Raw genomic sequence first — 12,408 nt, forward strand, 5'->3', positions numbered from 1 at the left:
CATTTGATCGAGCTCAAAGGCGAGATGAACTCATTGTTCGGTCCTGCACCAACGTCAGTTCTTCATAAGGCTGAGTCGATTGCCTGCCCAGATAAACAAAAGCTGACATCAGCGCCTCTTCGGGCGGTCGCGGGTTGAACCCCAGTTCAGTCTTCGCCTTGACGATGCTGTACTCCTGCCGAACGTTATGGAACAGGCGCACCTGGCTGAGCAGTAACCGGGCAGGCTTGCCCGTCAGTTGCGCGGCCCGTTCCTGCATCCAGGCAAGGCAGACCAATAGCCAATGCGGGGCTCGCGGTGGCTGGCGATAACCCGGCGAAAGCGCATTGATGACCTCGACCAGGTTGGTGAGCGACGATGAGCGCTCATTCGCAAGAATATAGCGCTGCCCTGCCCGGCCCTTTTCAGCGGCCAGAATCAAACCCTCTGCCACGTCGCGCACATCCACGAAATTGAAATGAAACCCTGGGTCCAGCGGGACCTGACGCTGTTTGACTGACTCCAGAAACCCCATGGTATCGGTCAATTGGGTCGCGTTTGGCCCCACCATCGCAGAGGGCAGTACCGACACCATCCAGAGCCCCAGGTCGTTAGCGGTCCGCCAGGCCATTTGCTCGGAGAGAATCTTGGATTTGTAGTAGGCATTTTCAGCCTCGTCATTCCAATGCGCTTCATCCAGAGCACTGCCGTCATGACCAATCGCGGCGACGGAACTGACATAGACGACACGCTTGACGCCCGCCCGTGCAGCGGCCTCCAACACGCTACGTGTCCCCCGCACATTGGGTTCGACAATCTCGGTTTCCGGGCTTTTGGCCCAATGCTTGAAAACCGCCGCCACTTGAAACAGCACGTCGACACCGTCCAATGCCTTGAGCAGTGCAGGCCCGTCCAGCAATTCGGCATAGACCAGTTCGCAATCAAGCCCCGCGAAGGGCGCCGTGTTACCGATGTCACGCACTCCGGCTCGGACTCTGTAGCCCTGACTGAGCAATGCTCTGACCAAAGTATTGCCCAAGTGCCCATTGGCGCCCGTGACCAGACATAACGTGCTCACTGAAACTCCTTTTTCTGGAAGAGAAACCATTCTGTTCAGGATCAAGAGAATCATAAAGTCTGTCCCGCGGGGCAGAGTCAAGCGTGTCCTGGCACGTAGAAGTCGCGGGGGCCGGATTTTGAGCTAATCAGGCCGCGAATTGTGGTCGTCGAGCCAGACAACGCCGGAGTTGCCGACCAGGTCCTGCTGATCGCACACCGCTTACCAGACTTCGGCGTTTTCCCGGCATCGATGCGTTGGGTAGTGGACTGGCTCATCAGGCAAGCTCCTCGGTGACCGGGCCATAGAGCGCCTAAGCTGGCGTTGGGTCACAAAAAAGCCGTGAGGATTCCACCCAGAGCCAGTTGATTTGTAGGGGTAAAAACGACCAAAAATAAAAAGGGGTTGCGAGATAAAATCTCGCAACCCCTTGAATTATATGGTCGGGACGGAGTGATTCGAACACTCGACCCCTAGCACCCCATGCTAGTGCGCTACCGGACTGCGCTACGCCCCGACTAGGCGTGAAACTTGTTCTTCATCTCGAAGAACGCTCAAGAATATATCGCAAGCTTTTGAAAACTGGAAGTATTCAAACGCATGAATTTATTTCTTGAGCACCACCAGCACATCTTCCAATTCGGCAATCATCTGACGAATCATCTGTTTGTATTGTGTGGTGTCGTCTTTGGCTTCATCGCCGGACAAACGCAAGCGAGCGCCGCCGATGGTGAACCCTTGATCGTAAAGAAGTGCGCGGATCTGCCGGATCATCAGCACGTCTTGTCGCTGATAATACCGGCGGTTTCCGCGTCGTTTGACGGGGTTGAGTTGAGGAAACTCCTGCTCCCAATAGCGCAGCACGTGCGGTTTTACCGCACACAGCTCGCTGACTTCACCAATGGTGAAGTAGCGTTTGCCTGGGATGACGGGTAGCTCGTCGTTATGACTTGGTTCCAGCATAAGCCTCAACTCGGGCCTTCAACTTCTGCCCTGGACGAAAGGTGACCACACGGCGAGCCGTGATCGGGATTTCTTCACCCGTTTTCGGATTGCGGCCAGGCCGCTGGCGTTTGTCCCGAAGGTCGAAATTGCCGAAACCGGACAATTTGACTTGTTCGTTGTCTTCAAGAGCGTGCCTGATTTCTTCAAAAAACAGTTCGACCAATTCCTTGGCTTCCCGTTTATTCAGGCCCAGCTCTTCATACAGACGTTCCGCCATTTCAGCTTTCGTCAGAGCCCCCATACGTCACTTCCTTAACGTGGCGTTCAACCTTTGTTCGAGCGAGGTGAGGATGTTTTGCGTCGTGGTATTCACCTCATCGTCATTAAGAGTGCGCGATGGATGCTGCCAGGTCAAGCCAACTGCAAGGCTTTTTCTATCAGGATCAATGCCTTTACCCTGATACACGTCAAATAGCCTGAGGTCTGTGAGCCATTCGCCTGCATTTTCACGGATTACGTCCAGCACGGCACTGGCTGCAACGCCGGTATCGGCTATCAGTGCCAGGTCACGACGCACTTCAGGAAAGCGCGATAACTCCTGGAATTTAGGCATTTTACCCAACGCCACTTCGGCCAGAACCAGCTCGAATACGAAGACTGGACGATCGAGACCGAGAGTTTTCGACAATTCAGGGTGAATCGCACCAACGAAACCTACCAGACGACCTTCACGTTCAATACGTGCGGTTTGACCCGGGTGCAGCGCAGGGTGTTTACCCGGCACGAACGTGAACGAATCCAGTGCACCGGCGAAGCCCAGCACCGCTTCCACGTCAGCTTTGACGTCGAAGAAATCCACGACATCGCGACCTTGCGCCCAGCCTTCCGGCAAACGGCTACCGCAAACAACGCCGGCCAGCATCGGCTCTTGCTTCAAGCCATCCAGCTGACCAACGAAACGCAGGCCGCTTTCGAACAGACGGACGCGATCCTGTTGACGATTCAGGTTGTGCTGAAGCGCCTTGACCAGACCTGGCCACAGGGACGAGCGCATGGCCGCCATGTCGTTCGAGATCGGGTTGGCCAACAGCAGCGGCTCGACACCCGGATTAAACAACTCGAATTGTTTCGGGTCGATGAAGCTGTAGGTAATCGCTTCCTGATAGCCACGAGCCACCAGCAAGCGACGCAGTTCAGGCAGATCGCTACGCGCTTCAGCCTTGGCTTGAGGCGCCAGACGGGCTTGCGGGTAGCGAACCGGCAGACGGTTGTAACCGTACAGACGGGCCAGCTCTTCGATCAGATCAACTTCAAGGCTGATATCGAAACGATGGCTTGGCACTTCAACGCGCCACTGCCCTGCCCCATCGGCAGAAATCTTCAGACCCAAGCCGCTGAGCAGTCGCTCCACTTCGGCCGAATCCATTTCCATGCCCAGCATCTGGGTGATGCGCTGGGCACGCAAGGTGACCGGCGCGATCTTCGGTAGGTGCTGTTCGCTGACGGTTTCGATGATCGGGCCGGCTTCGCCGCCAGTGATTTCCAGCAGCAGGCCGGTGGCGCGCTCCATGGCTTCACGGGCCAGCTGCCAGTCCACGCCACGCTCGTAGCGGTGCGAGGCGTCGGTGTGCAGGCCGTAGGAACGAGCCTTGCCAGCAACGGCAATCTGATCGAAGAACGCACTTTCAAGGAAAATGTCGCGAGTGGTCGCGGTGTTGACGCCGCTGTGCTCGCCACCCATGACGCCGGCGATTGCCAGGGCGCGGGTGTGGTCGGCGATCACCAGGGTATCGCTACGCAGGCTGACTTCCTGACCATCGAGCAGCACCAGCTTCTCGCCTTCTTCGGCCATGCGCACGCGAATGCCGCCGTTGATTTCTGCGAGATCGAAGGCATGCAGCGGTTGACCCAGCTCCAGCATCACGTAGTTGGTGATGTCGACGGCAGCGTCGATGCTGCGCACATCGGCACGACGCAGACGCTCGACCATCCACAGCGGCGTAGGCTTGGACAAGTCAACGTTACGGATCACACGTCCCAGGTAACGTGGGCAAGCGGCTGGTGCCAGCACTTCAACCGAACGCACTTCGTCGTGCACGGCTGGAACGGAGGCGATGACCGGGCGGGTGACTTTGGCGTCGTACAGCGCGCCGACTTCACGTGCCAGACCGGCCAGGGACAGGCAGTCGCCGCGGTTCGGGGTCAGGTCGACCTCGATGCTGGCGTCGTCCAGGCTCAGGTATTCACGAATGTCCTGACCGACCGGCGCATCGGCCGGCAATTCCATCAGGCCATCGTTGCCTTCGCCGACTTGCAGCTCGGTTTGCGAGCACAGCATGCCGTTGGACTCAACGCCACGCAGCTTGGCTTTCTTGATTTTGAAGTCGCCCGGCAGTTCGGCACCGATCATGGCAAACGGGATCTTCAGGCCCGGACGCACGTTTGGCGCACCGCACACGACCTGAAAAGTCTCCGAGCCATTGCTGACCTGGCAAACACGCAACTTGTCAGCGTCCGGGTGCTGCTCGGTGCTCAGCACCTCACCCACCACCACGCCACTGAATTCACCGGCGGCCGGCGTAACGCTATCGACCTCAAGACCGGCCATCGACAGACGAGCAACCAGCTCATCGCGACTTACCTGCGGGCTTACCCAGCCACGCAGCCATTGTTCACTGAATTTCATCCTGCTCTCCTAAGAATTCGTTACGACTAGCGAAATTGCGCGAGGAACCGCAAGTCGTTGTCGAAGAACAGACGCAAGTCGTTCACGCCGTAACGCAGCATGGCCAGACGCTCAACGCCCATGCCGAAGGCAAAGCCCGAAAACTCTTCCGGGTCGATCCCGGACATACGCAACACGTTCGGGTGAACCATGCCGCAGCCCATGACTTCCAGCCAGCCAGTCTGCTTGCAGACACGGCAGCCTTTACCGCTGCACATCACGCATTCCATATCGACTTCAGCGGATGGCTCGGTGAACGGAAAGTACGAAGGACGGAAACGCACGGCCAGTTCTTTTTCGAAGAACACGCGCAGGAACTCTTCGATGGTCCCTTTCAGGTCGGCGAAGTTGATATCGCGGTCGACCAGCAGGCCTTCGACCTGGTGGAACATCGGCGAGTGAGTGATATCGGAGTCGCTACGGTACACACGGCCCGGGCAGACGATGCGGATCGGCGGCTGTTTCGATTCCATGGTGCGGACCTGTACCGGCGAGGTATGGGTGCGCAGCAACATGTTGGCATTGAAATAGAAGGTGTCATGCATCGACCGGGCCGGGTGATGGCCTGGGATGTTGAGCGCTTCGAAGTTGTGATAATCGTCTTCGACCTCAGGGCCTTCGGCAATGCCGTAGCCGATGTGGGTGAAGAACTGTTCGATACGTTCCAGAGTGCGAGTAACCGGATGCAAACCACCCGAGGTCTGGCCGCGGCCAGGCAGGGTCACGTCAATGGACTCGGCAGACAGTTTGGCGGCCAGGTCGGCCTCTTCAAACAGTGCCTTGCGGGCATTGAGAACCTCTGTGACACGCTCCTTGGCAATGTTGATCAGGGCGCCGACTTGCGGACGCTCTTCTGCCGGCAAATTCCCCAGGGTCTTCATCACCTGAGTCAATTCACCTTTTTTGCCAAGGTAGTGAACCCGGATTTGCTCCAGGGCATTGATATCTTCAGCGCTTTGCACAGCCTCTAGTGCTTGAGAGACGAGCGCATCCAGGTTTTCCATGTACAGACTCCAGATACAAAATAGGGGAAGAGCTTGAAGGCTCTTCCCCTATTTATGACGTTTAACACCTGACCCCACAGAGGTGAGGCCGGGTGACTGTCGGGGGTACTTAAGCCAAGGTGGCTTTAGCTTTCTCGACAATCGCAGCAAACGCCGCTTTTTCGTTCACTGCCAGATCAGCCAGAACCTTACGGTCGATCTCGATGGACGCTTTTTTCAGGCCGGCGATGAAACGGCTGTAGGACAGACCGTTGATACGTGCACCAGCGTTGATACGAGCGATCCACAGAGCGCGGAACTGACGTTTTTTCTGACGACGGTCACGGTAGGCGTATTGGCCTGCCTTGATTACCGCTTGCTTGGCAACACGGAATACGCGCGAGCGAGCGCCGTAGTAGCCTTTAGCAAGTTTCAGAATTTTTTTGTGACGTTTACGGGCAATGACGCCACGCTTTACACGAGCCATGAGTTACTTCCTCTATTCTTGACTAAAATTAACGAAGGCGCAGCATGCGCTCGACTTTTGCCACGTCAGACGGATGCAGCAAGCTGCTACCGCGCAGTTGACGCTTACGCTTGGTCGACATTTTAGTCAGGATGTGGCTCTTGAAAGCGTGCTTGTGCTTGATACCGTTAGCAGTTTTCAGAAACCGCTTAGCAGCACCACTTTTCGTTTTCATTTTTGGCATGTTCGGATACTCCGCATTCAGTTGATAAACATAATCAGAAGGCCTGCCGTGCCCTGTTGATTACTTCTTCTTTTTCGGGGCGATGACCATGATCAGCTGGCGTCCTTCCATCTTAGGATGCTGTTCGACCGAACCGTACTCGAGCAAGTCACCTTCAACTCGCTTGAGGAGTTCCATCCCCAGCTCCTGGTGGGCCATCTCACGGCCGCGGAATCGCAAGGATACCTTGGCCCTGTCCCCATCACTCAGGAAACGTACCAGGTTGCGCAGTTTTACCTGGTAATCCCCTTCCTCCGTCCCTGGACGAAACTTGATTTCTTTAACCTGAATCTGCTTCTGGTTTTTCTTGGCCGCGGCAATCTGCTTCTTCTTCTCGAAGATCGATTTGCCGTAGTCCATCAGTTTGCAAACAGGGGGTACTGCATCGGCGGAAATCTCCACCAGATCCAGTTTGGCCTCTTCAGCCTTAAGAAGCGCGTCTTCAATTGACACAATCCCAAGCTGTTCACCTTCAGCCCCAATTAACCGAACCTCGCGTGCCGAGATATTCTCGTTGATCGGGGCTTTCGGTGCAGCTCGTTTATCTTGTCTCATTTCACGCTTAATAATAATTACTCCGAATCTGGGCGACCACGCCGGGAAACCGCTTGCGCGAGAAACTCAGCGAACTGGGCGACGGGCATCGAGCCCAGGTCAGCACCTTCACGAGTACGCACAGCGACAGTCTGCATCTCGACTTCCCGATCTCCGATAACCAAGAGATAGGGAACCTTGAGCAAAGTATGCTCGCGGATTTTAAAGCCGATCTTTTCATTTCTCAAGTCAGACTTGGCACGAAATCCGCTTTCGTTGAGGGTTTTTTCAACCTCAGCGGCAAAATCGGCCTGTTTATCAGTGATATTCATGATCACTGCCTGAGTCGGTGCAAGCCACGCGGGGAATGCACCCTCGTAGTGCTCGATCAGGATTCCGACGAAACGCTCGAACGAACCCAAGATCGCCCGATGCAACATCACCGGGTGCTTGCGACTGTTGTCTTCGGAGACGTATTCAGCTCCCAGACGGACAGGCAGGTTAAAATCGAGCTGCAGAGTACCACACTGCCAGACGCGGCCGAGGCAATCTTTCAGCGAGAACTCGATCTTCGGACCGTAGAACGCACCCTCGCCCGGCTGCAGATCGTACGGCAAGCCAGCGCTATCAAGGGCTGCAGCCAATGCAGCTTCGGCGCGATCCCACAACTCGTCGGAACCGACGCGTTTTTCCGGACGAGTGGACAGCTTCATTTCGACGTCTTTGAAACCGAAGTCGGCATAAACGTCCATGGTCAGCTTGATAAACGCGGCGGATTCGGCCTGCATCTGCTCTTCAGTACAGAAGATGTGGGCATCATCCTGAGTGAACGCACGCACGCGCATGATGCCGTGCAGCGCACCCGATGGCTCGTTACGGTGGCAGGCACCGAATTCGGCCAGACGCATCGGCAACTCGCGGTAGCTTTTCAGGCCCTGATTGAACACTTGCACGTGGCAAGGGCAGTTCATTGGCTTGATGGCGTAGTCGCGGTTTTCCGACTGAGTGGTGAACATGTTGTCGGCGTAGTTGGCCCAGTGCCCGGATTTCTCCCACAGGCTGCGGTCAACGACTTGTGGAGTCTTGATCTCCAGGTAGCCGTTGTCGCGCTGAACCTTGCGCATGTATTGCTCGAGCACCTGATACAAAGTCCAGCCGTTCGGGTGCCAGAACACCATGCCCGGCGACTCTTCCTGGGTGTGGAACAGACCAAGGCGCTTGCCGATCTTGCGGTGATCGCGCTTTTCAGCTTCTTCGATGCGCTGGATGTAAGCCGCCAGCTGCTTTTTGTCAGCCCATGCGGTGCCGTAAACGCGCTGCAATTGCTCGTTCTTGGCATCGCCACGCCAGTAGGCGCCGGACAACTTGGTCAGCTTGAAGGATTTCAGGAAACGGGTGTTCGGCACGTGCGGACCGCGGCACATGTCGACGTATTCTTCGTGATAATACAGGCCCATGGCCTGCTCGTTCGGCATGTCTTCGACCAGGCGTAGCTTGTAGTCTTCGCCGCGAGCCTTGAACACTTCGATCACTTCGGCGCGCGGAGTGACTTTCTTGATCACGTCGTAATCTTTTTCGATCAGCTGCTGCATGCGCTGTTCGATAGCGGCCAGGTCGTCCGGAGTGAAAGGACGCTCGAAGGCGATGTCGTAATAGAAGCCTTCGTCGATGACCGGGCCGATGACCATTTTGGCGGTCGGGTACAGCTGCTTGACCGCGTGGCCGACCAGGTGGGCGCAAGAGTGGCGAATGATCTCCAGCCCCTCTTCATCCTTTGGCGTAATGATTTGCAGCGTAGCGTCGGCGCTGATGATGTCACTGGCGTCGACCAGCTTGCCATCGACCTTGCCGGCCACGGTGGCCTTGGCCAGACCGGCACCAATGGATGCGGCGACCTCGGCTACGGAAACCGGGTGATCGAATGAACGTTGACTGCCGTCGGGAAGAGTAATAGTTGGCATGGCGCCTCCTCTCCTAGTGGTGACCCCTACCAAAGGTCACGTGGGTTGGGATGAGCCAGTACAAGATCCGGTCCAGGCCATTCAATGACGAACGCCTGCCTTACAGCGGCAGGAGCCTTGCGGCCAACCGGAAAACCGAACCAGAGTGACTGGGATTCAAATCAGGATTATTCGGACATTGCCGCCACCGGGACTGAAGGTCATCCGGAGCTTGCAAATACCCGAGCGAGGCATGCTAGCACAGATGAACGGTCATCGCGGTGCCGGGTTTTCCGCGGGGGCAAATCAGGTGTTTTTATGCCAGAGTGCTGAACTTGAACCCTGCTTTACCCCTCAGATAACAAGACATTGACCCACAAGGAGCATCCCAGCATGCGTCTGAATCGTTTGTTCGCAGTAGTCGCACCCATCGCCCTGCTGCTGCCACTGGCCGCCCATGCCGATTGGCCGAAGGGCGAGCGCGATAAATACATGGCTCAGTGCACCCAGGCAGCTACTCCGCAGATTGGCCCGGCGGCGGCAAAAGCCCATTGCGCTTGCGGCGCCGATGCGATCAAGTCGTACCCGGCCAGCGACATTCAGTCCTTAATGGACAACACCGCAAGTGACGCACTGAAACAAAAAGCACTGACCCAGATTTCGTCGTGCAAGGCCGACAACAAGGCGAAAAAATAAGCCCGAAAGGACGCTTTGAAGACCTCAACGGCCGATGAAAAGCCCCTGAAAAGCTATTTTTCGTACAATTCATGCAGGTTTTACAGCTTTTTTTATCGTCTTTACTTTCGGCCGAAAGCCTTTTAAAACGGGGCTTTCAGCCAAATCAAGCAACAAAGAAAGTGCAACTGTAGGGCAAACAGCACGTCCGGGGGGCTCCCAAAGCGAACATTTCGACTATGATACCCCGGTGTGCCCAGTTGGCCTGAGCAGCACAGTACTACTGAAAATATATGTTTCTTGGAGATACACCATGTCTAATCGCCAAACCGGCACCGTTAAATGGTTCAACGATGAAAAAGGCTTCGGCTTCATCACTCCTCAAGGTGGCGGTGACGACCTGTTCGTACACTTTAAAGCTATCGAAAGCGACGGTTTCAAAAGCCTGAAAGAAGGCCAGACCGTTTCCTTCGTGGCTGAGAAAGGCCAAAAGGGTATGCAAGCTGCTCAAGTTCGCCCAGAGTAATTTCCAGGCGCACTAAAAAAACCCCGTCCATGTGACGGGGTTTTTTATGGGTGAAGCAAAAGCCCGACAGTATCAGCCGCAGTTGATGCGCGTGATCACCAGGTTGTTATCGGTGTTCAGGTTCAGGCGATCGGAGCGGTACTCCAGGGTGACCATATCGTTTGGCTGGAGGATACGGGCAATTTGCGCGCCGGCGCGAAGGCGCGCCTGTTCCAGCAGTTCGGGCGAAGCCTTTTTGCCAATGGTGAATTCGGCAGCCTTTGCTTCACAGCGGCTGTGACCGGTATCAGTCGTCGTAACAGGGTCTGTTGCCGATTCGGTGGACGTACTGCTGCAACCTGCCAGCAGACTAGCGACCAACAAAGTACCCAATGACGCGAGCTTCCAAGGCATGAAGCCTCCTTTTTTCAGTAGTTAAGCTGAGATCGTGCGACCGCCAATCTGGCGCTTGGTTTCACAGGCAGCGCTTTCACCCTACCCTCGATCCGGACAATCGGCGAGTTTGCCTGAGCATTCCCAGCCGTTCATCCCTTAATCGTGACTGAATATGAACAGCACTCAATAAATGTCGATGTAGTCGAACGGTGGTGTCGGCCAGTTCTCTTTCAGCGCATTGAAAATCTGCATGACCCAGACCTCGTCACTGGCCGCGACCAATCCCACATACCCGGAGCCCTTGGCCCACGTCTCCAGACGAAACAGTAGACCGTCTATGTCGGTGCCGCCCACGACGCCCGATGAAATGTAAGCGATGCCGCCCTTGGTGACCCGCAACTGAGTGTGCTCATCATCGCTGGCGCTGGCCAGTAGCTGGCGAACCGCTTCAAGGGTCAAGCCGTCAGGAGTGTTCAAATCGATCTGCACAGCGCTGTCCTTGAAAAAACTCATCAAACGCCAAGTGTCGCATAGCCCTCCTCTCATGCCTAAGTCGGAGTGCCAAATGTCCGGCAAAAATGGTTAACTCACCCTCAGACTTTTCCGAATTCAAGAGCGCCATCATGACCACCGTAAGCATCGACGCCGACATCAAAGCCAAATGGCCGCTAGGTCATAGCTCCTACAGCCCGGGCAGCCCGGAAGAGTTGGCAATCATTGGTATCGATCTATTGGTCAAGGAACTGGGGACTGAAGCAGCGCAGTCCTTCATCGCGCAGGTGTTCGAGAAGTACCCGCCCGATTACAAGGGCGCTGAATACAACGAAAGGGAGTGAAACCCGCAGGCTGGCACCTGCGGGTGTGAAATTTACTTCAGGCGCGCCAGACGCTGGGTCAGCAGGTCGAAGAAGCCTTGGGCGTCGCCGCTTTCAACCCAGAAAGCGTTCTTCGGCGCGTTCAGGCCGTCATACCAGTCGACGACGGTTTGACCGAAGGTCGGACCTTCGCGACTATCAACCACCACGTTGACCGAACGGCCAGTGAACAGCTCCGGCTTGAGCAGGTAGGCAATGACCGTAGCGTCGTGCACCGGGCCACCCGGAAGACCGTAGTGTTCCATGTCGCCTTTGACGTATTCGTTGAGAATATCGCCCACCAGCTTGCTGGCGTTGTTGTTCAGTGCAGCGATCTGCTTCAGCCGTGCTTCGCTGGTGAGGATCTTGTGGGTCACGTCCAACGGTAGATAGGTCAGTTTGACGCCACTTTTCAACACCACTTCCGCGGCCTGCGGGTCAGCGAACAGATTGAACTCGGCCACCGGGGTGATGTTGCCACCGTTGAAGTGCGCACCGCCCATGACCACCACTTCCTTGATGCCCTGAACGATTTCAGGCTCCTGAATCAGTGCCAGGGCCAGGTTGGTCTGCGGACCGAGCATGGCGATGGTGATGCTGTGAGGCTTGGCGGCTTTCAAGGTATCAATCAGGTAATTGACCGCATTGCCCTTGGCCAGGCCTTGCTTCGGCTCATGCACGGTGACACCCGACAGGCCTTCCTTGCCATGAATGTTCTCGGCATAGATCGGTGTGCGCATCAGCGGCTTTGGCGCACCGGCATACACCGGCACCTCTTCGCGCCCTGCCCACTCGCGGGCCAGCCGCGCATTACGCGATGTCTTGTCCAGACGCACGTTGCCGGCGACGGTGGTCAGCGCCCGGACGCTCAATTCTTCCGGTGATGCCAGGGCAAACAGCAAGGCCACCACGTCATCGGCACCGGGGTCGGTGTCGATGATCAAGTCGATCTTTTCCGCCGCCTGGGCGCTTGTTGCGGTAATCAGAGACAAAAGCAGCAGACTCCGGAACAGTTGGTGCAGTTTCTGAGCATAGCGGTGCATGGCGCACTCCTTGTGCGTGGGAA

15 protein-coding genes and 1 tRNA gene are annotated in these 12,408 nt (G+C 56.2%); 3 read left to right on the plus strand and 13 right to left on the minus strand.

The window, feature by feature from the left end; translation table 11 throughout:
• Positions 1-13: 13 nt before the first annotated feature.
• From ACYZTL_RS05660 to thrS, 10 genes are all read right to left on the minus strand, one after another.
• The gene (locus ACYZTL_RS05660) at positions 14-1,057 is read right to left on the minus strand and encodes an NAD-dependent epimerase/dehydratase family protein (protein WP_461954270.1); all 1,044 of its coding nucleotides are present in this window, start codon (positions 1,055-1,057) and stop codon (positions 14-16) included.
• A 419-nt stretch (positions 1,058-1,476) separates the two neighbouring features.
• A tRNA-Pro gene (locus tag ACYZTL_RS05665) sits at positions 1,477-1,553 on the minus strand.
• 89 nt (positions 1,554-1,642) lie between these two features.
• Positions 1,643-1,999: a MerR family transcriptional regulator gene (locus ACYZTL_RS05670; protein WP_003179985.1), complete on the minus strand. Its 357-nt coding sequence runs from the start codon at positions 1,997-1,999 to the stop codon at positions 1,643-1,645.
• On the minus strand, positions 1,980-2,282 hold the full coding sequence (ihfA, locus tag ACYZTL_RS05675) for an integration host factor subunit alpha (RefSeq protein WP_002553164.1): 303 nt from the start codon (positions 2,280-2,282) through the stop codon (positions 1,980-1,982). Before ihfA ends, ACYZTL_RS05670 begins: the two co-directional genes overlap by 20 nt.
• 3 nt (positions 2,283-2,285) lie before the next feature.
• The gene (pheT, locus tag ACYZTL_RS05680; RefSeq protein ID WP_461950959.1) at positions 2,286-4,667 is read right to left on the minus strand and encodes a phenylalanine--tRNA ligase subunit beta; all 2,382 of its coding nucleotides are present in this window, start codon (positions 4,665-4,667) and stop codon (positions 2,286-2,288) included.
• 26 nt (positions 4,668-4,693) lie between these two features.
• Positions 4,694-5,710 (minus strand): phenylalanine--tRNA ligase subunit alpha, encoded by a 1,017-nt coding sequence (gene pheS, locus ACYZTL_RS05685; RefSeq protein WP_314532327.1) that lies wholly within the window; start codon positions 5,708-5,710, stop codon positions 4,694-4,696.
• Positions 5,711-5,819: 109 nt separating this feature from the next.
• A complete protein-coding gene (gene rplT / locus ACYZTL_RS05690; RefSeq protein ID WP_007905879.1) occupies positions 5,820-6,176 on the minus strand; it encodes a 50S ribosomal protein L20 in 357 nt (118 codons plus the stop codon).
• Between the two features lie 28 nt (positions 6,177-6,204).
• Positions 6,205-6,399: a 50S ribosomal protein L35 gene (rpmI, locus tag ACYZTL_RS05695; RefSeq protein WP_002553160.1), complete on the minus strand. Its 195-nt coding sequence runs from the start codon at positions 6,397-6,399 to the stop codon at positions 6,205-6,207.
• 60 nt (positions 6,400-6,459) lie between these two features.
• Positions 6,460-7,011, minus strand: a complete 552-nt coding sequence (gene infC / locus ACYZTL_RS05700) for a translation initiation factor IF-3 (protein WP_172435341.1) — start codon at positions 7,009-7,011, stop codon at positions 6,460-6,462.
• Positions 7,011-8,933: a threonine--tRNA ligase gene (gene thrS / locus ACYZTL_RS05705; protein ID WP_008023971.1), complete on the minus strand. Its 1,923-nt coding sequence runs from the start codon at positions 8,931-8,933 to the stop codon at positions 7,011-7,013. Before thrS ends, infC begins: the two co-directional genes overlap by 1 nt.
• A 372-nt stretch (positions 8,934-9,305) precedes the next feature.
• Here thrS and ACYZTL_RS05710 point away from each other — a divergent pair, with 372 nt between their 5' ends.
• Together ACYZTL_RS05710 and ACYZTL_RS05715 are read left to right on the plus strand one after the other, a co-directional pair.
• Positions 9,306-9,608, plus strand: a complete 303-nt coding sequence (locus tag ACYZTL_RS05710) for a hypothetical protein (RefSeq protein WP_461950960.1) — start codon at positions 9,306-9,308, stop codon at positions 9,606-9,608.
• Positions 9,609-9,900: 292 nt separating this feature from the next.
• The gene (locus ACYZTL_RS05715) at positions 9,901-10,113 is read left to right on the plus strand and encodes a cold-shock protein (RefSeq protein WP_003179963.1); all 213 of its coding nucleotides are present in this window, start codon (positions 9,901-9,903) and stop codon (positions 10,111-10,113) included.
• A gap of 72 nt (positions 10,114-10,185) precedes the next feature.
• Here the strand turns inward: ACYZTL_RS05715 and ACYZTL_RS05720 are convergent, their stop codons facing one another.
• Together ACYZTL_RS05720 and ACYZTL_RS05725 are read right to left on the minus strand one after the other, a co-directional pair.
• On the minus strand, positions 10,186-10,506 hold the full coding sequence (locus ACYZTL_RS05720) for an I78 family peptidase inhibitor (RefSeq protein WP_461950961.1): 321 nt from the start codon (positions 10,504-10,506) through the stop codon (positions 10,186-10,188).
• A gap of 165 nt (positions 10,507-10,671) precedes the next feature.
• A complete protein-coding gene (locus ACYZTL_RS05725) occupies positions 10,672-10,977 on the minus strand; it encodes a hypothetical protein (RefSeq protein ID WP_084318055.1) in 306 nt (101 codons plus the stop codon).
• A gap of 134 nt (positions 10,978-11,111) precedes the next feature.
• On the opposite strand from ACYZTL_RS05725, the gene ACYZTL_RS05730 reads away from it, so the two are divergent.
• Complete coding sequence (locus ACYZTL_RS05730) at positions 11,112-11,324, plus strand: hypothetical protein (protein WP_461950962.1); 213 nt, start codon at positions 11,112-11,114, stop codon at positions 11,322-11,324.
• Positions 11,325-11,356: 32 nt separating this feature from the next.
• Here ACYZTL_RS05730 and ACYZTL_RS05735 read toward each other — a convergent pair whose 3' ends face one another.
• On the minus strand, positions 11,357-12,385 hold the full coding sequence (locus tag ACYZTL_RS05735) for a nucleoside hydrolase (protein ID WP_461950963.1): 1,029 nt from the start codon (positions 12,383-12,385) through the stop codon (positions 11,357-11,359).
• Positions 12,386-12,408: the final 23 nt, after the last annotated feature.

Source organism: Pseudomonas sp. LB3P81, assembly GCF_054897965.1.